Origin of the sequence: Pseudomonas sp. 18173 (genome assembly GCF_050432945.1) — a bacterium.
Lineage (GTDB): Bacteria > Pseudomonadota > Gammaproteobacteria > Pseudomonadales > Pseudomonadaceae > Aquipseudomonas.
Genome location: NZ_JBKFTN010000016.1, coordinates 97,860 through 117,369, shown reverse-complemented (window position 1 = coordinate 117,369; position 19,510 = coordinate 97,860). Strand labels below are relative to the sequence as shown.

The window sequence follows — 19,510 nt, the reverse complement described above, 5'->3', positions numbered from 1 at the left end:
CATTCTCCGGCGTCACGCAATCATCAATAAAGACCGATTCACTGCAAAATGATATGAGCCAAATGAATATCACCGACATTGACCTCAACCTGCTCAAAGTCTTCGAAGCACTGCACGAAGAGTCCAGCGCCAGCCGTGCCGCCCTGCGCCTGGGCGTGACGCAATCGGCGGTCAGCGCAGCCTTGCGGCGGTTGCGCGAGGTGTATGGCGATCAGTTGTTCGTGCGCACCGGACGAGGCCTGGCCCCCTCGCTCAAGGCCAATCAGCTCAAACCGGTGGTCAGCGATGCCCTGAACAAATGCCGGCAGAGCCTGGCGATGGTCGATCCGGCCGCGCAGCAGTACGACGGTCGCTCGGTCACTGTGGGAATGTCGGATGATTTCGAAATTGCCTACGGCCGGCGACTGATCGAAGAAATCGCCCGTAGCGCGCCGAAACTGCGGCTGATTTTCCGCCAGACCCACAGCCAGATCGTCGCCCAGGCGTTGATGGAGCGCAGCATCGACCTGGCGATTACAGCAGGCGGGTTTGCCGAGCGGCTGCTCAGCCGGCAGGTGCTGGGGGAAGGCGGATACCTGTGCCTGGCAGACCCGTCGAGCCTGGGCGCGGGCCAGCAGAGCATCAGTCTTGAAGAGTTTGTCGCCCGCGAACACATTCTGGTGTCGTCCAGCGGTTTTATCGGGATTACCGACGAGGGCTTGGCTGCGCTGGGGTTGAGTCGGCGGGTGTGCGCCTCGACCACGCACTTTGCCGCGTTGCCACATTTGCTCAAGGGCAGCCAGGCCGTTGCGACCATTCCGGCCCATGCGGCGCAAAGCATCGCAGCGCTCAGCGGACTGGCGTTGCTGCCCTGCCCCCTGGCGTTGCCGCGCTACCCGATCGAACTGGGCTGGCGCACCAGCACCCAGCTCGATCCGGTGGTGTTGAAAGTGCGTGAAGCGATTGTCGCGAGTTTCCCGTGAAAGCCGCTGTTACTTGTTGGCGGCCATCAGGCGGTTGACTTCACTGCGCACCATATTGGCGAATTCCGGGGGCGACATGCCGTCCAGTTCGGCGCGCACCCATTCGGCCCACTTGCCCTTGCGCTTGGCCCGTTCGCCGAACAACCGCGCAGCCTCACCCTTGGCTTTGCCCAGGTTGTTTTGCCAGAGTTCGAACAGACGGGATTTCTCGTCTTCAAGCGCAGCGCGCTCGGCGAGGGGTTTGTCGGCCAGATTGAAGCTCATGGAAATATCCTGCTGCGTAAAATAGGCGACATCTTACACTGTAGGACGAAATGTCCTGCGCCGGTTTTTCAGCAAGATAGCCTCAACAGGCAAAATGGCTGCAACTTTTCCGACAACCGCAGACTCCATTGTTCACTGTCCACTCACCTGCAAGGAGTACTTCAATGGCCCGCAAAACCGCCGCGCAAGCCGCCGAAGATCAAATCAAGGACCTAGCGTTCAGCGAACTTCAACGGCTGATCGAAGAGTCGGAAAAACTGCTGAAAAGCAGCGCCTCACTGGTCGGGGAAGAAGCGGAGACCCTTCGCGGACAGATCGCCCTGAAACTGCGGCAAGCTCGGGATTCGCTGACCAGCGTACGCGACCGGACGCTGCCTGCGGTCGAGGCCACTGAAACCTATATCGGCGGGCATCCATGGCAAACCGTGGCGATTTCTGCCGGGTTCGGGCTGGTGGTGGGGTTGTTGCTGGGACGTAGGTAAGCATTCCGATCAAACACCGCAAACCTTGTGGGAGCGAGCCTGCTCGCGAAGAGGTCGTGTCAGTCTGGATTCATGTTGACTGATCCACCGCTTTCGCGAGCAGGCTCGCTCCCACAGGGGCTGTGCAAAAAATTTCGTCTAGAGTCCTGCCAGCTCCCGCAGGTTCGCCAGCGTCCTGGCATCCAGCTCAATACCGTTGACCTGCGACCTGGCGCGCTGTTGATGACGCCGGTCACCCGGCAAGCGCTTCAAGCCGACACCGTGCATTTGCCGCACCAGTTCCTGGCTGCGTTCGGCGAAACTTTGCCCTGCTGCTTTGCCCGGATCGATCACGATCAGCAATTGGCCAGTCCAGGGCGTCTTGGCGCCGGGGTGGTTCTTCCAGTCGAATTCAAAGGAAAAATTGCCGCCAGTCAATGCCGCCGCGAGCAACTCGACCATCATCGACAACGCCGAGCCCTTGTGCCCGCCGAACGGCAGCAACGCGCCGCCCTCGAGAATCGCTTTGGGGTCTGTGGTCGGCTGGCCGAGGCTGTCCACCCCCATCCCCGCCGGCAAGCGTTCACCCTCACGTGCGGCAATCTGCACATCGCCATGGGCAATGGCACTGGTGGCAAGGTCAAAGACGATCGGTTCGCCGTCGGCCCGCGGGGCGGCGAAGGCAATCGGGTTGGTGCCGAACAGCGGCCGGTCGGCACCGTGGGGCACGACACAGGTCATGCTGTTGACCACGCTCAATGCCACCAGCCCTTCGTAGGCGAATGGCTCGACATCCGGCCACAGCGCAGCGAAATGGTGTGAGTTACGAATCGCCAGCACCGCAATCCCGGCACTTCGGGCCTTCTGCACCAGCAGCTCGCGTGCCGCCGCCAGGGCCGGTTGCGCAAAGCCGTTGGCGGCATCGACCCGCACAAAACCCGAAGCCACGTCTTCGACAATCGGAACAGCCTGGCCGTTGACCCAACCACTTTGCAGCGTGGACACATAACCCGGAATCCGGAATACGCCGTGACTGTGCGCACCGTCGCGCTCGGCGCCGGCGCAGTTTTGCGCCAGGACCCTGGCGACGTCGGCCGAAGTGCCATGACGCTGGAAAATTTTCTCAAGCAAAGCGGTCAACGCTTCAAGGGACAGGTGTTGCGAGACCGCAGGGGAGGCGTGATCGTGTGGCGCAGACATCTGAAGCTCCAGACTAATTATTGGAGGGGGCAACAGCGTACGTAGACCGCCGATTAACAACGCGCCGGGAGCGACCTGTCAACCCTTCGATTGCGCAGGCTGGCACGAACGCCTGCCGCCCGTGCTTTAACTATCTACCACCCGCACCCCGGCGCCGGATTTTAGTCTCGACGTTCCTTTCATTGGCGTATTGCACCGCGCCTTGCACGAGACTCGAAGATGCCTACACCCCCTGCCCCACTGTTTTTCCCCGAAGCCCTCCAGTCCCCAAGCCTCTGGACCGAGCTGGGCAAAACGCACGGCCTGACACGAAGGGATTTTGAATGGTTCGCAAACCTGGAATTGGCCACCCAGACGTTGCGCAGCCAACAGAATCCGCCAATGCTGGCCGAAAGAATTCTGCTGCGCATGGCCGATCAGGAACCGGTCACCCTGGCCGGCAGTTTCGTGCTGAGCCCGACCCCGGAAACCAATGGGGTCATTATCTACACCCCCTACGGCGGCATACAGAAGTACTACAGCCGAACGGCTCTGACGGAACAGCTTCGGCAGCGTCTGAACGATGCCGGCGAAGACGACGATCTGCTGGCGCAGATGTCGTTGGGTGAGCGCAAAACCCTGGCCGCCAGCGACAGTATCCATGTGTCCTATCAGGCTATCGAGGGCGACGTGTTTGCGGAGCAGTCCAAGGACATCGCGCAAAACCAGCGCGTGAACCAGCAGGCCATGCTCGGCGAGCTGATTGCACTGCCGTCCCTCGCCTCCCTGCTTGGCAGCATTCTGGCCGAGTTGCTGCAATCGTCGTTTCCCGGCCTGGATCAAAGCAGGACACAGGTCAATTTCTACTCTGTGGAGCCCGGCGACGACCCGGCACGACGCTGGCATAGCTCATTGTCACTGAATGACGCGGTACTGCAGTACTACCGTCACCAACGATGGCCATCCGGGCAGGTCCACGAATTCTCCCATCCACACAGAACGCCCGCCAGCGCTGATCAACAACATTGGGAAACGGCGGTAACAGCTGCATCGGGTCAATTGATCCCTCTGCTTTTTCGCCGACTGGAGTTGTATTGGGACGCATCGACAACCGATGACGGGGCATCGCGCCGGGCGTATTTCAGCCGGGCCATTGGCGAACAGGCGCGAGCGGATATCCTGCAAAAGCGTGAGACCCGAATCATTACCGCTGATCAGTGGCAAGCCTTGCACGCAATGATCCGGCCTGTTACCGAAGCAATCCGCAGACCTACCCTGGAAACTGTGCGCCTGTGGGAACACGAGGCCAATTATGTGGAACTGGCGGGTTCACTGATGATCAGTCATTCCAGCGCCTATCTGTACACGCCCCCCCATGGGCTTCAGGTTTTGCAGGACTATCAGGACCTCAAAGCCACCCTGATCAGCAAGTTCAGCGCCGCCGGCCACGAGGATGAACTCTACGGCCTGCTTGGCCTGGAGGAGCGCAACCGCTTCATCGGTTTCGATCAACCGAATGTCTCGGGAGAGGTGATTCACGGACAGACTTTCAACGTCCTGTTCGAGGCGATCATCACCAAACAACGGCAGAACATCGAATACGCCCTGCAGGTGTTCCGTCACAGCGACGGCACCGTGGACATCCACGCCTTGTTCGACAAGGCACTGGATATACGCGCAATGATCAGCGAGCGCTTGCTGACACTGAACGCCAAAGGACGCTGGAGTACTCGGCCGGTACTGGCCGGCAATCAGCAGCCCTCCATCGTACGAGCGGACGCTGCAGCGGCCAGCCTGAAAACGTTCAATGACATCGATGCGCAGACCAGCACGAAATTGGCCGCCCAGCCGGTTGCCACATTGGCGCTGCAACGCGATTATCTGGAAAAAATGAAGCCGCAACTTGGCCATTCACTTTCCGTAGGCGTACGGGGAGAGGCCAGTCTGAGGGTGCTTGACGAAACGCTGACAGGTGCCGCACAGGCCATCGTCGATACGGTGTTCGACCCGGACCGGGCGGACCGTAAAAGCCGCCTCGCACTCAATGGTTTCCGACCGGATGCCTACGCGTTGATCCTGAAATGTTCCAGCCAGCAAAATGTGTTGCCCTTGGCCAACTGTGTATTGCTGACAGAGCGTGGCGGACTCGACGCTCGGCATTCCGGACGCGCCATTGTGTGGACACCTGCGACGGGGCTGCAGGTGTTCGCCACGGTCGACAGTGCACGGCTGGCACTGAACCAGCGACTGCTCGACCCTCACCATCGCCTGGAACTGCTGGAAAACCTGCGCCCTGAGCAACGCCAATTTCACCAACGCTACTCGCTCGACTCATTGCGCCTGATCGAAGGCAATGTTCTGCACTACATCGCACAGACATCCATCGAGCATTTCCTGGGAACTTGTGGGCACGTGCGCTCATTCGGACTCACAAACACTAAACAGGTCAAAAGGTTGGAAGACTTGGCAAGGACACCTATCGATACCAATTTGCGCAGGGCCGCGCGGATCGCCAGCGCGATTTACCAACAGCAGTCCCTGCCGGCCTGGCTGGGCATGGCCCCGGTCGAAGAACAGCAATTGCACATCGAATTGCTCGAGCAATACCGCAACAGCGTCACCGAAGACAAAGACTATTTGCACGGAGTCAAAACACTCTCGTCCTTTGCCCATGACTGCCTGAAAGCATTGCTCACCAGCCGTTTCCCCGGTTTGGAGCTTGACCCCAACGAGATCGAGATCACCCCTGACCTGGCGTTGGCCGGGCCGCCCCGAACCCTGACCGAGTTCGCCCTGAACCACATCAATATTGCTCAAGGCACCAGGTTCAAGGTGGCGTCCACCACCACGCGTGCGATTCCCGAACGGCTTGATCAAGACGCGGTGAAACAGCTTTTACAGTCGCTGAACATTCAGAACGACTACAGCAAAACGGTGACTGATCTACTGACCGGCACAGGCAACGACGCCGCCAGCCGGAAGTTGCGTTTTGTCCAGCAGTTACCGTGGCAGCTCCTGCAACATGCCCACGCGCTCAAATTGCAGCAGCATCTTACCGGTGGTGCATTCGATCTGATCAGCCAGGTACTGGACATGCCCGATGCAATCGCCCGGGCTGCGGTTATCGGTGCCCACGCCATCGTCAGGCCGTTGGAACTGATCAAAACGCCAGGCGCTGTCGCGGTTGAAACGCTGGGGCTATACCTGATTGGCCCCGGAGCCGGGCATGACGGGCCACAGGTTCTGTATGCGCCCTACCATGCCGGCTCCGTCTTCAGCGAGTTCCGCAATGAGGCCGACGTTATCGCGGCAATCAATGTTCCGGGGCTCCTGCAGGACCTGGTCATTCGCCGCTTGCCCGAAAACCAGCAGTCCGTGTTCAGCAATCTGTTCAGGGACACCGTCGGGCAATCCAGCGATATGACGCTGGCCTCCTCACCTGTTGCCGGCAACTTTCTTGAGCGCCTGTACAGCGACAACATCAACCTGCTTGCGCAGATACTTTCCAGCCGGGATAAAACATCCGGCCAGTCGGACTGGGAGGCGGCGAAAAACCTGTTCAGCTCCGGCATCAGACTGTTTTCCGGACTGTTGCCGGGCAAGCTCGCCTATGTGCTGTTCCTGTGGCAAAGCTTCAAGGATTTCGAGGCCTCAGCCCAGGGGCTGCAAGACCATCACTGGAAACTCGCATTAGAGGAGTTCATCGCCGGCGCTGCGCAAATGATCACGCTGGGGCGGTTGTCGCTAGAATCGTCGATCGGACAGGTAACGGTCGAAACAGCCCCCGTGAAGACACCGGTGGTAGACCCGCAATGGTCACAGATCAAGCCGACAGCAACGACGCGTACCTTGTTGCAACCCTATGAAGATTCAACGGTGGCCTTGAGAGACTTGACCAGAAACCAGGCTGATGGCACCTACGAGGACCCGATCAGCAAGCTTCGGTATGCCGCCGTTGCCGGGAAAGTCTATGGCGTGGCCAAACCGGGTGTCGCATGGCAACTCAGCAAGGACGGGAAAAACGGGCTCTCGCTTCTGAAAACCCCGACAGGGCAAATGGTGCTCGCCCCGGATCGCCATACCGTTCACTTCGGCAAGAACCTGTCGAAGATGCTTAATGAATACGCGGCAGATCGTGAGGTTCGATACGCTTTCAACATCGAGGCTCAGGGCATGGCAAACATTCGCGCCAATCACCCGGAGAAGGCCCGCCAGATTGTGGAAGCCATCGATATGGCGCGCTACTACGCCTTCAACAGCCTGCATAACCTGGTACAGGCCCGACGCCTCGAAAAGGGCACTCGCCTTGATGGCTTCCTCAAGGTTTTCTTCGATGTCGACGAAGTCGATGCCCACCTGCTCGATAAAATCCGACAGGCCATTGTCCCCATCTGCATTGCCTTGGTGGATCCCGACGAAGAGTTATTGGATTCGGAGCGCTTTATCGTAGGCTCAATCCGCAAGGGAATAGACGACACCAGTGCGTTCGTGGTGCGCAAGGATGCACGCAGGCGTGTGCATTTCACTGAAAAATTCTTTGACCAACAACTCGATTCGTACAGGCACATGTTGACTCAACCTTTCGATATCGAAGGTCATGCCCGCGCTGCCATCCTGATTCACGAGTTCGCCCATCTGTTTTCAAAAGCGATCGATATTACCTATTTAGAAGCAAGGCGCCCATTCTCAGATTTAATAAACACAATAACCGGATTAGGCGCGGCTACCCGGTATTCCCAAGAGACGTTCCAGAGGGAGGCACTGTCCCTGGATACTCCGCAAGAGGAATTGTTCGCCCAATGGAACAGTAAGCTGAGATCCTGGATCAGTCTTGATTCGATCCCGGATACTGAACACATCGGAAGGGAAATCCTGAAAATAACCAATTGCAAAAGCATGGAGCAAGCGCGAGATGCTTTCAGGACCAATGCAGGTGTACGTATAAACACCATACTGCGCAATGCCGACTCGATCGCGCATCTGATCTGCCAGATGGGTCGCCAACTGGACCCGGTCCCTCTGCCGGCGCCCTGATTGCCGGAAAAAAATGCGCAGAACCGCCGTTCTGCGCAGCGCTCGGGCAAAAAATAAATGCACGTTGATGGGCAATTGCCATGACTGATGTTCTCGCAAACTTCTACCCAAGGTTAGAATGCGCGAAATCAGGATGAGCCAATGACCGACCACACGCTCTCGCAAGCCGAATACGACGCCATCACCGATGCCGCTGCGCATTGGTGCATGCGTCTGCACGCCAATGATTGCACCGAGCAGGAACGCCAGGCGTTCGCGCAATGGCGCGATACCCACCCGTTTCATGCCCTGGAGTATGAGGCGATGCTGGAAATCTGGGATGTCGCCGCAGATCTGCCTCGCCCTGATTCCGTCTTGCCAATGGCTCAGCCCAAACCACAGGCACCATGGCGCACCCTGGGCATCGCGGCCGCCGTGTGTGCCCTGGCGTTGCCGCTGGCGGCGTTCAGCGGCTGGCACCTGGGCTGGCTGCCCAACGCGTACCAGCATTTCGAATCGACCGACAATGTTCGCACGGTCACCCTGAGCGATGGCAGTCAGGTCGAACTGAACCTCGGCAGTGAACTGACCTACAGCAACTACAAGGATCAACGCCAGGTCACGCTGAAAAAAGGCGAGGCGTTCTTCAGCGTCAGCCACGACACTCGTCACCCGTTTGTGGTCAAGGCTGCCGAAGGCCGCATACGCGTGACCGGTACGAAATTCAACGTCTGGATGTATGAAGACCAGGTGAAGGTGAACCTGATCGAAGGCTCGGTGCTGGTCAGCAGCAACGATGAGCTACCCGGCGACGGTTTGCGTCTGGGTCCGGCGATGCAGGCGAGCTATCGCCAGGGTGATTTCACTCCGCGCATCAGCGATACCTATGACAACGACAGTTCGCTGGCCTGGCGCCAGGGCAAACTGGTGCTCGACGATCTGGCGCTGGCCGATGCATTGCCGTTGATCAACCGCTACCTGGATAAACCGTTGATGATCGCTGACAACAGCACTGGCTCGATCCACATCGGCGGCATCTACAACATCAAAGAGATCAACGGCCTGGTGAAGTCCCTGCCCCGCGTGCTGCCGGTGTACCTGACACGCAATGACAACGGCAACCTGGTGGTCAACGCGATTCCGCAAAAGACTCCGAAAAGCTGAAAAGGCCGCAACCCTTGCGGGATGTGGCCTTCCTCGTTTGTTTCAAATACCCATCAGATCACTGCGCGGCCGCTGCAGGAACGAAGCTCACATCAGAAATTCAGGGTTTTAGCGCGCATCGGCGCATGGACTGACAGGTTGATCACATGCTGGCGACAAAATTTCTACATTTGAGCCCTCATGATTTGCGCTGCTCATACGTCTAGTCCTGTAAGAGCGCCCACTTTTTCCTGATCAGGCTCTGAAAAGGAGTTTTGCAATGTACAACTCGCAACTGCCAACGGACGGTAGCAACGCGCCAAAGGGTACTTCCATGGGAGTCGGCGTATTCGAGCCGCGTAGCGATCGCCACGGCAACGAGCGCATCCGGGTCCTGCTCAAAAGTTATGGCCTGCGAACCAGTCTGATCCGCCTGAAAGTCATCGACGCCCTGCTGACGGCCGCCGAAAGCGAGCGAAGCCTGGGCGTACGGGGTGTGCACAGCCAATTGCTGGACCTGGACATTCCCCTGTCATTTCTCAGCGTGCGTGAAGTGCTCAAGCGCTTGTGCAGCGAGGGGGTGATTGTCCTCAACCCCGACAAAAGCTACAGCCTGCATCCTCAGGCCGCGGCCATCCTGCGCAATCCGTGATCGACTGATCAGGGCTTGACCTTGCGGCGCATCACGCCGTTGATGACCACCACTATCACCGCCACGCCAATGGCGATGTACTGGAACATTTTTTCGCTGATGACGCCGGTATTCTGCAACCAGGAAAGGCCAAACATGATCCCCAGCACCACCAGGGAGATCAGAATCGAGTATTTCAAACGTTGCGACTGAGTCATTGCGGGTTCCTGAATCTGAAAAGTGTATCCGGTTTGTATCGACATGCATGCCGGGCGCTTACCCTGTTTCGGGAATGACCTGCTATAAGCGCGGTCTCATGTTACAGCCGATGAAGATTTTTCGCTTCATTACGGCGATAACCATGAGGATTTCCAAAATGTTGCGTCGAATCACACTGCTGATTCCCCTGCTTGCCCTCCTGACCCTGAGCGGTTGCATCATCTACCCCCATGGGGGCCGGCACCACGATCACGACTACGGCCATGGCGGACCGGGTTACTACCAACATCGTTAAAGGCGGCTCAACGCCCCAAGTCCTTTCTGTAGAAGTCATTGCCAGGCTGGGCACACAGTTCCACCAGCCAATCGACAAACACACGCACCCGCCGGGATAACTGGCGGTGCGGCGGATACAGCGCCGTCATCGGCATGCCTGGTGGCGGCACTTCCCTCAGCACTTCAATCAAACGTCCCTCCTCCAGTTGCCGCGCCACGTGATAGTACGGCGTCTGCACCAGGCCATATCCGGCCTCGCACGCCGCCAGATAGCCATCGGCACTGTTGACCGCCACCCGCTTGGGCAGGTCGAGCGACTGCACCTGGCCATCCACGACAAACTCCAGTCCATAGCGCTTTGCGCTGCTGCTGGAGAAGTACTCGACCACCTGATGCCCGCAGAGGTCATCCAGCGTACGCGGCGTTCCGTGCCGTTGCAGATAGTCGGGGCTGGCACAGGTCACCTGATCCATCGTCACCAGCGGCCGCGCCACCAACGAATCGTCCAGCGGCGAGCCACCACGCAACACGCAATCGACACCTTCGCGAATCAGGTCGACCGGCCGGTCATTCAAGCCGATTTCCAGTTCGATCAAGGGATAGCGGGCCGTGAATTGCGGCAGCGCCGGAATCACCACCAGGCGCCCCACTCCTGCCGGCATGTCCACGCGCAACAGCCCCTTGGGGTTGTGGCGCGCAGCACTGAACACCGCTTCGGTCTCTTCAAGATCCGCCAGCAAGCGCACGCAACGCGGGTAATAGGCCGCGCCGTCGAGCGTCAGGCTGATCTGCCGCGTGGTGCGTTGCAGCAGTTGTACCCCCAGATGCGCCTCCAGTTGCTTGATCACAATGGTGACTGAAGCCCGGGGTAATTGCAGGCTGTCGGCGGCCCTGGCAAAACCACCCAGCTCGACGATTCGGGTAAAGACGCGCATGGCGTTGAAACGGTCCATTGCTGGTTCCACCGACAGATTGTTTAGATTAAACGAATAGTGATAACCGTTTTAGCCGGTTTATCTTGTTTCTGTCGAGGCGAACAATGGCGATTCACTTCACAGGGAGCTGATTTCATGCAAACACGTCAATTGGGAAAAAACGGTCCGCTGGTTTCGGCCATCGGCTTGGGATGCATGGGCATGACCGACTTCTATACCACCGGCACGGACACCCGCGAAGCCACCGCCACCCTGCATCGCGCGCTGGAACTGGGCGTCAACCTGCTCGACACCGCCGATATGTACGGCCCGCACAGCAATGAGGAACTGATTGGCAAGGCCATTGCCGGCAAGCGCGACCAAGTGTTCCTGGCCAGCAAGTTCGGTATCGTCCGCGACCCGGCGAACCCCGGCGCACGGGGCGTCAACGGCCGGCCAGAATACATTCGCCAGTCTGTCGACGGCAGCTTGAAACGCCTCGGTGTGGACACCCTGGACCTGTATTACCAGCACCGCATCGACCCGCAGGTGGCCATTGAAGAAACCGTTGGCGCCATGGCCGAACTGGTCCGCGCCGGCAAAGTCCGTTATCTGGGTTTGAGCGAGGCCTCGGTGGCGACACTCGAACGGGCACACAAGGTTCATCCGATCAGCGCGCTGCAAAGTGAATATTCGTTATGGAGCCGTGATCAGGAAGAAAACGGTTGCCTGGCGGCTTGCCAGCGCCTGGGCGTCGCCTTTGTGCCTTATAGCCCATTGGGCCGGGGCTTTCTGACCGGCGCATTGAAAAGTCCGGATGACTTCGCGGCTGACGATTACCGCCGTTTCAGCCCTCGCTTCCAAGGCGAAAACTTCGCGAAAAACCTGCTGCTGGTGCAGCAGGTTCAGGCGCTTGCGACAGAGAAAGGCGTAACCGCCGGGCAACTGGCGCTGGCGTGGGTACTGGCGCAGGGTGATTACCTGATTCCGATTCCGGGCACCAAGCAACGTCGATACCTGGAAGAAAACGTGGCGGCGCTGGAGGTGACGTTGAATGCCGATGAACTGCAGGCACTCGAGGCGATCTTTCCGGCGAATGCCACCGCTGGCCTGCGTTACCCCGAAGAAGTCATGAAACTGCTCGACCGCTAACGGGTACCGGCCCGTTCGATGATCCGGGCGGGCCGGGCAACAGGGCGTCAGGCCTTATCCGAGTGACCTTTGGCTGGAATCACCATGGGACCGTTGCTCTGGCCGTAGGTTTCCAGGTTCTGCAGCACGTAGATCGCCCTCTTGAACTCGGGAATCAGGTAGTTGGCGTACTTGTTACCCTTCATGTTATTGCTCTGGATGTTCTCCAGTTGCGTGGCGAAATATTCCAGGGCATTGAACTTCGCGTCAGGGTCCTTGATGCCAAACCGGTCGAACTTGTCGCCGGCATTGCTCAACGTGACCGCCGTCACGTCGCTGATCAGGCCGCGCTCCTTCAGAAAGACACTGAGAGTGCCCATGGATTTGACTGAAATATTGGAGGGGTCAAAACCTTTCATCTGCTTGCGCAATTGCATCTTGTCCATCTTGACCGTATCCAGCTCAACCGGGTTGCTGCCCACCAGGGCAAGCATCTGCTTGACCTTGACGCTCTGGGACACGGGTTTTGAACTGCTGGAAGTATCTCGAACCAACAGGCCCGCCTTCGCGGTCCAGGCGCCGGTATAACCGATAGTCATTGAAAACTCCTTGTTTGACCAAGCTCAGTGGGAGCCGAGTATCGACCGGAGGGCTGGCGCGACCAAACTTTAATTCAGAGTTTTTACAATTCTCGTACAATTAAGAAACATGCTGTAAAACACCATGTTTATTGACACTTTGTGCATTTATGAATAGTGCATCGACATCCCTTTTATACATTTTGTACGTCTTGGTTAGTTCGTTTGTATCGCTACTGACACGCGCCTTCGGCATTTCAACCTGACGTTTTTGTAATGCGCCCCTCATCCGCCTGACAGTGTTGATCGAGCATCATTGAGTGGCGGATCTTTGTATTAATTCGAAACACTCCTTGAATGCCTGACCGGTAAAAAAGGTCAGAATGCGTTTTTTTGCCCGTTAGCCGAGACGAATCCCATGCGAAACCCTCTGCGCCTGATCGCCCTGAGCGCCCTGTTCATGTCTTCCCTGGCCCAGGCTGCCGACCTCATTCCGATCGAGGTTCATCGCGACGCCAATTGTGGCTGCTGCAAAAAATGGATCACCCACCTGCAGGCCAACGGCTTCAAGGTCGACGACCACGTCGAAGCCAACATGAGCGAATTCAAGCAACAGCACGGCGTACCGCCGCGCCTGGCGTCGTGCCACACCGCGTTGATCAACGGCAAGTTCGTCGAAGGCCATGTTCCGGCCGACCAGGTCCTGGCCCTGAGCAAGCGCGACGATCTATTGGGCGTCGCCGCCCCCGGCATGCCCATGGGCTCGCCCGGCATGGAAATGGATGGCATGAGCGATGCCTATCAGGTCATTGGCCTGAAAAAGGACGGCACTGACGTAGTGGTTGCAGACTACCCCGCCCAGTGATGTCCGGCGCGTACCTGGGGCTGTTTTTCGCCGCATTCGGTGCCGCCACGCTGCTGCCATTGCAATCCGAAGCCGTGCTGGTCGCACTGCTGCTCAGCGATCGGTATTGGCTCTGGGCGCTGCTGGCAGTGGCAACCGTCGGCAACGTCCTGGGGTCGCTGCTTAACTGGTGGCTGGGGCGCGGGATCGAGCGGTTCCGCGACCGACGCTGGTTTCCGGTGAGCCCCCGGCACCTGGAAAAAGCCCGGCTTCATTACCAACGCTACGGCCATTGGTCATTGTTGCTCAGTTGGCTGCCGGTGATCGGCGATCCGCTGACGCTGGTCGCCGGGGTCATGGGCGAGCCGCCGGGACGCTTCCTGCTGATGGTCACCCTGGCCAAAGGCGCCCGTTACGGCGTGCTGGCCGTGGCGACACTGGGCTGGATGGGTTGAACCATCAGGGGCGGCGATTGCCTGTGTTTAATGTCGCCCTAATCGAGCCGATCCAGCATCGGCGGATTTTCCGTGGAGTTGCCCTATGTCACGCTCGCTCTCGCGCTGGTTACCCGGCCTGTTGCTGACCGCCGCACTGCCCGCCATCGCCCACGCCGAAGGGCCGCAATATGGCCCGGAACTCCAGGGTTTCGACTATCCCTACACGCTCAAGCACTTTGCGTTCCAATCCCAGGGCCAGGCCCTGCAAATGGGTTACATGGACGTCGCCGCCCACGGCAAGGCCAATGGTCACAGCGTGGTGCTGATGCACGGCAAGAATTTCTGCGGCGCCACCTGGGACAGCTCGATCAAAGCCCTCAGCGACGCCGGCTATCGGGTCATCGCCCCGGACCAGATCGGCTTCTGCACCTCCAGCAAACCGGCGCACTATCAGTACAGCTTCCAGCAACTGGCGACGAACACCCAGCAATTGCTCAAGGCGCTGGGCATCCAGAAAGCGACCCTGCTGGGGCACTCCACCGGTGGCATGCTTGCCACTCGCTTTGCCTTGCAATACCCCGAACAGGTCGAGCAACTGGCGCTGGTCAATCCCATTGGCCTGGAAGACTGGAAAGCCCTCGGCGTGCCCTATCGTACGGTTGATCAATGGTACGAACGCGAACTCAAACTCAGCGCCGACGGCATCCGCAACTACGAACGCACCACCTATTACAGCGGCCGCTGGAAACCGGAATTCGATCGCTGGGTCGACATGCTCGCCGGCCTGAACAAAGGCCCGGGGCATTTGCAAGTCGCGTGGAACTCGGCGCTGATCTACGACATGATCTTCACCCAGCCGGTGTACTACGAATTCCACAACCTGCAGATGCCGACCCTGCTGTTGATCGGAACGTCCGATACCACCGCCATCGGTAGCGACATCGCCCCGCCCGAGGTCAAGGCGAAGATCGGGCACTACGACGTTCTCGGCAAACAAGTGGCCAGGCTGATTCCCCAGTCCACGCTGGTCGAATTCCCTGGCATGGGCCATGCGCCACAGATGGAACAACCGGCAGAATTCCACCGGGCCCTGCTCGCCTGGCTGAACAAGACCAACCCCGTGCGTTGAAGAGGAAAGACTGATGCCTGTGCAGATTGCAGTGCTGGATGATTGGCAGGATGTGGCGCGGGACGTGGTGGACTGGTCGGCGCTGGACAGCGTCGGCCAGGTGAGTTTTCTCCATGATTACCCCACCGATAACCCGTCCCTGGCCGAGCGCCTGGCCGGGTTTGAGGTGATTTGCGTGATGCGCGAGCGCACCCGCTTCGATGAAGACCTGCTGCGCCGCCTGCCCAGGCTCAAACTGCTGGTGACCGGCGGCATGCGCAACGCCGCCCTCGACCTGAACGCCGCCGCTGCGCTGGGCATTCAGGTCTGCGGCACCGACAGCTACAAACACGCCGCACCGGAACTGACCTGGGCGCTGATCATGGCCGCCACCCGCAACCTGGTGTTCGAAGCCAATGCCTTGCGTGCCGGCCAGTGGCAACAAGGCCTGGGCGGCGACCTGCACGGCAAGACGCTGGCGCTGCTCGGCCTTGGCAGCATCGGCCAGCGCGTCGCGCAGTTCGGGCAGGTGTTCGGCATGCGCGTCATCGCCTGGAGTGAGAACCTCACCGCCGAGCGCGCGGCACAAGTCGGTGTGACCCATGTCAGCAAGCAGCAGCTGTTCGAACAGGCCGACGTGTTGTCGGTGCACCTGGTGCTCAGCGACCGCAGTCGCGGCCTGGTGGATGCGCAGGCACTGGGCTGGATGAAGCCCACGGCGCTGCTGGTAAACACCGCTCGCGGACCGATTGTCGATGAAGCGGCGCTGATCAAGGCGCTACAGAAACAACGGCTGGCCGGAGCCGCTCTGGACGTCTTCGAACAGGAACCGCTGCCCGCCCACCATCCGTTCCGCACGCTGGACAATGTGCTGGCAACCCCCCATGTCGGGTACGTGAGCCAACAGAACTACCAGCTGTTCTTTTCGCAAATGATCGAGGACATCCAGGCCTGGTCTGCCGGCACGCCCATTCGTTTGCTGGGCTGATAGCGAGTCAGCGTTCATCGTCACAACGTAATGAATAATTGTTCTTGCTGCGGTGTTCTCATCACATCAACCGTGAACATAAGATTGCCGGGGGCTGTCAGCCCCCTTCAATTGTTCAAGCCGCTGGCTGTTTCGGCCTTGCGCGGCATCTGGCGGGGCGTGACCTGATCTGAAACGCATGAACCTGTGGAGCCAAGCCCATGAATATTCGTTTTGCCGTTCTGACCACTCCGCTGTTGCTGACCGTTGCGCTGTCCGGTTCCCTCGCCCTGGCCAACGGTGGCGGCGGCGGCAGCGAGCCCCCCGCCAGGCCCAGTTGCCCTAAAGGTCAGGTGCTCGACACCCGATCGCAACGCTGCGTCAGGCAGACCAGCAACCTGGTGCCTGACGAAGATCGCACCAACTATGCCTATCAACTGGCCAAGGACGGGCGTTACGAAGAAGCCCTGGCCCTGCTCGACACACTCAAACAGCCAAATACCGCAAAAGCCTTGAACTATCGCGGCTACGCCACGCGTAAACTGGGGCGAACCGACAAAGGCATCGGTTATTACCTGCAATCGGTAAAACTCGACCCGCAATACGCACAAGTCCGTGAATACCTCGGCGAGGCCTATGTGATCAAAGGCCGGCTGGACCTTGCGCAGGAGCAACTGCAGCAGATCAAAGCCATCTGCGGCAGCACCCAGTGCGAGGAATACCAGGACCTGGCCGAAGCCATCAACGATTCATCGAAAACCTGACAACCCGAGCGGACGGAGGTCGCCATCGCCAGCGATCAGGCAATACGAACGGAGCTGAACCAGCATCTGGCGCGTTTATGGCGCTACGGCCTGCTGCTGTCCCGACAACGACATGTCGCCGACGATCTGGTGCAGGCCACCTGCGTACGGGCACTGGAGCGGGCCGGGCAATATGTGGAGGGCACGCGCATGGACCGCTGGCTGCTGAGCATTCTGCATTCGATCTGGCTCAACGAAGTCCGCGCCCAACGGGTGCGCCAGGGTCAGGGCTGGGTGGACGCCGATCAGGCCTTGTCGTTCGATGGAGAATCCGTGGCGCAGACCCACGTGCTGGCGTCACAGGTGATCCGGCGCGTCGATGCCTTGCCCGAGGCCCAGCGCGAAACCGTGTTTCTGGCCTACGTCGAAGGGTTGTCCTACCGCGAAGTCGCCGATGTGCTGCAAGTGCCCATCGGCACGGTGATGAGCCGTCTGGCCGCGGCTCGGGCGAAACTGGCCGAATACCCACCGCTGCACACGGTGCCCAACCCTAACCGGGGAGAACATTGATGAGCGTCAGACCCTCGGACGAACAACTGGTGGCATACCTCGACAACCAACTCGATACCGAGCAGCGCTCGCGTATCGACGCGGCCATCATCGCAGACCCGATGCTCGGCCTGCGCCTGCAATGGCTCAATCGCAGCAGCCTGCCGTTCAAGGACGCCTACGATGAACTGGCCCGGCAGGCGCCGGTGGATCGCCTGCAAGTCATGCTCGCCACACTGCCCTCTCCCGTGCGCCCTGCGCTCAATCGCCGCTGGTTCCTTGCCGCGGCGGCCGGGCTGCTGGCCGGCGGCGTGCTGGCGGACCGTTTGTTTCTCGGCTGGCAAGCGAGTCAGCAGACACACAACTGGCGCGGCCTGGTGGCCGACTACATGGCGCTCTACGTACCGGAAACCCTGGATCATCTACCCGGCGATGAAGCCACCCAACGGGCACAACTGCGCACCATCGATGCGCGCCTGGGTCTTGACCTCGCACCGGCCAAACTGAGCCTGCCCCGTGCCGAGTTCAAGCGTGCGCAAATCCTCGAGTACGACGGCGCACCCATCGCCCAGATCACCTACCTCGATCCGCTGCACGGCCCCATGGCGCTGTGCGTCACCCGCTCCAACAGCGGCAGCCGGCACTTTGCCCGGGAACAGCGACGCGAGCTGAACATCGTGTATTGGGCTGACATGGAACACGCCTGGATGCTGATCGGGCATCAGCCGATGACCGATCTGGAAGAGATGGCGAAGCTGTTGCGCAGTCGCCTGAGTGCCTGAGCGCGTTAGGCTAAAGTCGGCAACCACAAACGAAACCTCGCCCCACCCAGCGGCGAGGCTTCCACCGTCAGGGTGCCACCCTGCGCCTCCAGCGCGCGCCGGCTGATCGCCAGGCCCAGTCCGAAACCACCCGTGGCCCGATCGCGGCTACGGTCGAGGCGGTAGAACGGCTCGAAAACCCGCTCGCGCTCATCGTCCGGAATGCCGATGCCGTCATCGTCGACCCAGATTTCACAGCCTCCGGCGTACACCTGCACACCGATCTGGATACGCTTCTCGCAATAGCGCATGGCGTTGCGCAGCAGGTTTTGCAAAGCTCGGGCAGTCAGGCGAGGGTCCAGGCTGAAGCGTTCGAGCTGGCCGTGCAACAGCACGTCGATGACGATTTCCGGGGACTCCATTTCATCGTCGACGCTGCCCAGAATGCTGTCGATGAACTCATCCAGCGACACCTCGACCTGCTCCGTCAGCCGCGCCGGGTTTTGCAGGCGACTGTAGGACAGCAACTCCAGCACCAGTTCATCGAGTTCGCGAATATGCGCCACCAGGCTTTGCAGACGCTCGCGGCTGGTCGCCGGCAAGTCGTCGGACAGCGCCAGCGCCAGGCCGAAATCCAGGCGCGTCAGCGGCGTGCGCAACTCGTGGGACACCGCATTGAGCAAATCGCGCTGCTGGTTGAGCAGGCTCTCGATATCGCCGGCCATGGTGTCGAAAACACTGGCCAGGCTGCCGATATTGGAACTCGGTGAGATTTGCGTACGCTCGCTCAAATGCCCCTTGCCGAAGCGTTCGGCCGCGCCCTTGAGGCGTTCCAGGTCGCGCCAGTGCGGGCGCAGCCACAGCAACAGGCAAGCGAGCATGGTCGCGCCGATCAGTACGTTGATGCTCCAGTACAACAGGTTGACGTCCAGCGGATCCGGCGGCACGACCATTTGCACCACGGTGCGCTCGTTCAGCGGCGCGACCGCCAGCGTGCGCCAGCCCCAGTCGCCCACGCGCACGACGTTCTCGCCGCGGCGCAAGCGTTGCTGTTCATCAGGCGTCAGGCTGCTGTCGTCATTGGTGCTGAGCAAGATGTGCAGTGGATGGAAGTCCTTGTCCATTTCAGCGGCCAGGGCCGGCCAGTGTTCGGCCGGGGCCGCGTGAAACTGATTGACGATCAGCGTTTGCAGCCCACGGGAATAGTCGAGGTTGTAGGTGACAAAGCGCTCGTGGAACACCTTGACCACCAGATCCGGCACCAGGTAGATCGCCGCGCTGAACGAGACGATGGTCACCAGGTACAGACGAAAGAGAATTCTGAACATCG

20 protein-coding genes are annotated in these 19,510 nt (G+C 59.6%); 14 read left to right on the top strand and 6 right to left on the bottom strand.

The genetic code is table 11. The features are described 5' to 3' along the window. Window positions 1-53: 53 nt before the first annotated feature. Entirely contained in the window at window positions 54-962 is a 909-nt protein-coding gene (locus tag ACLD1X_RS18820) for a LysR substrate-binding domain-containing protein (RefSeq protein WP_429370182.1), read from the top strand. 9 nt (window positions 963-971) lie between these two features. Here ACLD1X_RS18820 and ACLD1X_RS18815 read toward each other — a convergent pair whose 3' ends face one another. Next, window positions 972-1,226: a hypothetical protein gene (locus ACLD1X_RS18815; protein ID WP_057400121.1), complete on the bottom strand. Its 255-nt coding sequence runs from the start codon at window positions 1,224-1,226 to the stop codon at window positions 972-974. A gap of 164 nt (window positions 1,227-1,390) precedes the next feature. On the opposite strand from ACLD1X_RS18815, the gene ACLD1X_RS18810 reads away from it, so the two are divergent. Then, window positions 1,391-1,708 carry a DUF883 family protein gene (locus ACLD1X_RS18810; protein WP_429370180.1) on the top strand — a complete coding sequence of 106 codons (318 nt, stop codon included), beginning with the start codon at window positions 1,391-1,393 and terminating at the stop codon, window positions 1,706-1,708. A 138-nt stretch (window positions 1,709-1,846) separates the two neighbouring features. Here ACLD1X_RS18810 and ACLD1X_RS18805 read toward each other — a convergent pair whose 3' ends face one another. Further along, window positions 1,847-2,887, bottom strand: coding sequence for an Ldh family oxidoreductase (locus ACLD1X_RS18805; protein WP_429370178.1), 1,041 nt, complete (start codon window positions 2,885-2,887; stop codon window positions 1,847-1,849). A 219-nt stretch (window positions 2,888-3,106) separates the two neighbouring features. Between ACLD1X_RS18805 and ACLD1X_RS18800 the strand changes: the two genes are divergently transcribed. From ACLD1X_RS18800 to ACLD1X_RS18790, 3 genes are all read left to right on the top strand, one after another. Next, window positions 3,107-7,900: a dermonecrotic toxin domain-containing protein gene (locus ACLD1X_RS18800; protein WP_429370176.1), complete on the top strand. Its 4,794-nt coding sequence runs from the start codon at window positions 3,107-3,109 to the stop codon at window positions 7,898-7,900. 141 nt (window positions 7,901-8,041) lie between these two features. Next, entirely contained in the window at window positions 8,042-9,043 is a 1,002-nt protein-coding gene (locus ACLD1X_RS18795) for a FecR family protein (RefSeq protein ID WP_429370174.1), read from the top strand. Between the two features lie 259 nt (window positions 9,044-9,302). Then, window positions 9,303-9,674, top strand: a complete 372-nt coding sequence (locus tag ACLD1X_RS18790; RefSeq protein WP_429370172.1) for a fe2+ zn2+ uptake regulation protein — start codon at window positions 9,303-9,305, stop codon at window positions 9,672-9,674. Between the two features lie 8 nt (window positions 9,675-9,682). Here ACLD1X_RS18790 and ACLD1X_RS18785 read toward each other — a convergent pair whose 3' ends face one another. Next, window positions 9,683-9,871: a hypothetical protein gene (locus tag ACLD1X_RS18785; RefSeq protein ID WP_007970993.1), complete on the bottom strand. Its 189-nt coding sequence runs from the start codon at window positions 9,869-9,871 to the stop codon at window positions 9,683-9,685. A gap of 158 nt (window positions 9,872-10,029) precedes the next feature. On the opposite strand from ACLD1X_RS18785, the gene ACLD1X_RS18780 reads away from it, so the two are divergent. Beyond that, the gene (locus ACLD1X_RS18780) at window positions 10,030-10,167 is read left to right on the top strand and encodes a hypothetical protein (protein WP_429370170.1); all 138 of its coding nucleotides are present in this window, start codon (window positions 10,030-10,032) and stop codon (window positions 10,165-10,167) included. Between the two features lie 7 nt (window positions 10,168-10,174). On the opposite strand, the gene ACLD1X_RS18775 is transcribed toward ACLD1X_RS18780, so the two are convergent. Then, window positions 10,175-11,101 carry a LysR family transcriptional regulator gene (locus ACLD1X_RS18775; protein ID WP_429370168.1) on the bottom strand — a complete coding sequence of 309 codons (927 nt, stop codon included), beginning with the start codon at window positions 11,099-11,101 and terminating at the stop codon, window positions 10,175-10,177. Window positions 11,102-11,218: 117 nt separating this feature from the next. Between ACLD1X_RS18775 and ACLD1X_RS18770 the strand changes: the two genes are divergently transcribed. Beyond that, window positions 11,219-12,214 carry an aldo/keto reductase gene (locus tag ACLD1X_RS18770; protein WP_429370166.1) on the top strand — a complete coding sequence of 332 codons (996 nt, stop codon included), beginning with the start codon at window positions 11,219-11,221 and terminating at the stop codon, window positions 12,212-12,214. Between the two features lie 47 nt (window positions 12,215-12,261). Here ACLD1X_RS18770 and ACLD1X_RS18765 read toward each other — a convergent pair whose 3' ends face one another. After that, window positions 12,262-12,792, bottom strand: coding sequence for a hypothetical protein (locus tag ACLD1X_RS18765; RefSeq protein ID WP_429370164.1), 531 nt, complete (start codon window positions 12,790-12,792; stop codon window positions 12,262-12,264). 397 nt (window positions 12,793-13,189) lie between these two features. On the opposite strand from ACLD1X_RS18765, the gene ACLD1X_RS18760 reads away from it, so the two are divergent. The 7 genes from ACLD1X_RS18760 to ACLD1X_RS18730 all read left to right on the top strand — a co-directional run bounded on the left by ACLD1X_RS18760 (window position 13,190) and on the right by ACLD1X_RS18730 (window position 18,201). After that, window positions 13,190-13,636, top strand: a complete 447-nt coding sequence (locus ACLD1X_RS18760) for a DUF411 domain-containing protein (protein ID WP_429370162.1) — start codon at window positions 13,190-13,192, stop codon at window positions 13,634-13,636. Continuing rightward, a complete protein-coding gene (locus ACLD1X_RS18755) occupies window positions 13,636-14,070 on the top strand; it encodes a YqaA family protein (protein WP_429370160.1) in 435 nt (144 codons plus the stop codon). Before ACLD1X_RS18760 ends, ACLD1X_RS18755 begins: the two co-directional genes overlap by 1 nt. Before the next feature lie 85 nt (window positions 14,071-14,155). Continuing rightward, the gene (locus ACLD1X_RS18750; protein ID WP_429370158.1) at window positions 14,156-15,181 is read left to right on the top strand and encodes an alpha/beta fold hydrolase; all 1,026 of its coding nucleotides are present in this window, start codon (window positions 14,156-14,158) and stop codon (window positions 15,179-15,181) included. 13 nt (window positions 15,182-15,194) lie between these two features. Then, window positions 15,195-16,148 (top strand): D-2-hydroxyacid dehydrogenase family protein, encoded by a 954-nt coding sequence (locus ACLD1X_RS18745; protein ID WP_429370156.1) that lies wholly within the window; start codon window positions 15,195-15,197, stop codon window positions 16,146-16,148. A 200-nt stretch (window positions 16,149-16,348) separates the two neighbouring features. Then, entirely contained in the window at window positions 16,349-16,891 is a 543-nt protein-coding gene (locus ACLD1X_RS18740) for a tetratricopeptide repeat protein (RefSeq protein ID WP_429370154.1), read from the top strand. Between the two features lie 66 nt (window positions 16,892-16,957). After that, window positions 16,958-17,440 (top strand): RNA polymerase sigma factor, encoded by a 483-nt coding sequence (locus ACLD1X_RS18735; RefSeq protein ID WP_429370265.1) that lies wholly within the window; start codon window positions 16,958-16,960, stop codon window positions 17,438-17,440. Beyond that, on the top strand, window positions 17,440-18,201 hold the full coding sequence (locus ACLD1X_RS18730; RefSeq protein WP_429370152.1) for a transcriptional regulator: 762 nt from the start codon (window positions 17,440-17,442) through the stop codon (window positions 18,199-18,201). The genes ACLD1X_RS18735 and ACLD1X_RS18730 overlap by 1 nt, the downstream gene beginning before the upstream one ends. Window positions 18,202-18,206: 5 nt before the next feature. On the opposite strand, the gene ACLD1X_RS18725 is transcribed toward ACLD1X_RS18730, so the two are convergent. Continuing rightward, on the bottom strand, window positions 18,207-19,508 hold the full coding sequence (locus tag ACLD1X_RS18725) for an ATP-binding protein (RefSeq protein WP_429370150.1): 1,302 nt from the start codon (window positions 19,506-19,508) through the stop codon (window positions 18,207-18,209). Window positions 19,509-19,510: the final 2 nt, after the last annotated feature.

Bases quoted from the DNA above. Each gene is read 5' to 3' on its own strand.
- ACLD1X_RS18790 (WP_429370172.1), top strand. From the start codon at position 9,303: ATGTACAACTCGCAACTGCCAACGGACGGTAGCAACGCGCCAAAGGGT.
- ACLD1X_RS18810 (WP_429370180.1), top strand. From the start codon at position 1,391: ATGGCCCGCAAAACCGCCGCGCAAGCCGCCGAAGATCAAATCAAGGAC.
- ACLD1X_RS18775 (WP_429370168.1), bottom strand. From the start codon at position 11,101: ATGGACCGTTTCAACGCCATGCGCGTCTTTACCCGAATCGTCGAGCTG.
- ACLD1X_RS18820 (WP_429370182.1), top strand. From the start codon at position 54: ATGAGCCAAATGAATATCACCGACATTGACCTCAACCTGCTCAAAGTC.
- ACLD1X_RS18750 (WP_429370158.1), top strand. From the start codon at position 14,156: ATGTCACGCTCGCTCTCGCGCTGGTTACCCGGCCTGTTGCTGACCGCC.
- ACLD1X_RS18725 (WP_429370150.1), bottom strand. From the start codon at position 19,508: ATGTTCAGAATTCTCTTTCGTCTGTACCTGGTGACCATCGTCTCGTTC.
- ACLD1X_RS18780 (WP_429370170.1), top strand. From the start codon at position 10,030: ATGTTGCGTCGAATCACACTGCTGATTCCCCTGCTTGCCCTCCTGACC.
- ACLD1X_RS18730 (WP_429370152.1), top strand. From the start codon at position 17,440: ATGAGCGTCAGACCCTCGGACGAACAACTGGTGGCATACCTCGACAAC.
- ACLD1X_RS18740 (WP_429370154.1), top strand. From the start codon at position 16,349: ATGAATATTCGTTTTGCCGTTCTGACCACTCCGCTGTTGCTGACCGTT.
- ACLD1X_RS18800 (WP_429370176.1), top strand. From the start codon at position 3,107: ATGCCTACACCCCCTGCCCCACTGTTTTTCCCCGAAGCCCTCCAGTCC.
- ACLD1X_RS18755 (WP_429370160.1), top strand. From the start codon at position 13,636: ATGTCCGGCGCGTACCTGGGGCTGTTTTTCGCCGCATTCGGTGCCGCC.
- ACLD1X_RS18770 (WP_429370166.1), top strand. From the start codon at position 11,219: ATGCAAACACGTCAATTGGGAAAAAACGGTCCGCTGGTTTCGGCCATC.
- ACLD1X_RS18785 (WP_007970993.1), bottom strand. From the start codon at position 9,871: ATGACTCAGTCGCAACGTTTGAAATACTCGATTCTGATCTCCCTGGTG.
- ACLD1X_RS18795 (WP_429370174.1), top strand. From the start codon at position 8,042: ATGACCGACCACACGCTCTCGCAAGCCGAATACGACGCCATCACCGAT.
- ACLD1X_RS18760 (WP_429370162.1), top strand. From the start codon at position 13,190: ATGCGAAACCCTCTGCGCCTGATCGCCCTGAGCGCCCTGTTCATGTCT.
- ACLD1X_RS18805 (WP_429370178.1), bottom strand. From the start codon at position 2,887: ATGTCTGCGCCACACGATCACGCCTCCCCTGCGGTCTCGCAACACCTG.
- ACLD1X_RS18815 (WP_057400121.1), bottom strand. From the start codon at position 1,226: ATGAGCTTCAATCTGGCCGACAAACCCCTCGCCGAGCGCGCTGCGCTT.
- ACLD1X_RS18745 (WP_429370156.1), top strand. From the start codon at position 15,195: ATGCCTGTGCAGATTGCAGTGCTGGATGATTGGCAGGATGTGGCGCGG.
- ACLD1X_RS18765 (WP_429370164.1), bottom strand. From the start codon at position 12,792: ATGACTATCGGTTATACCGGCGCCTGGACCGCGAAGGCGGGCCTGTTG.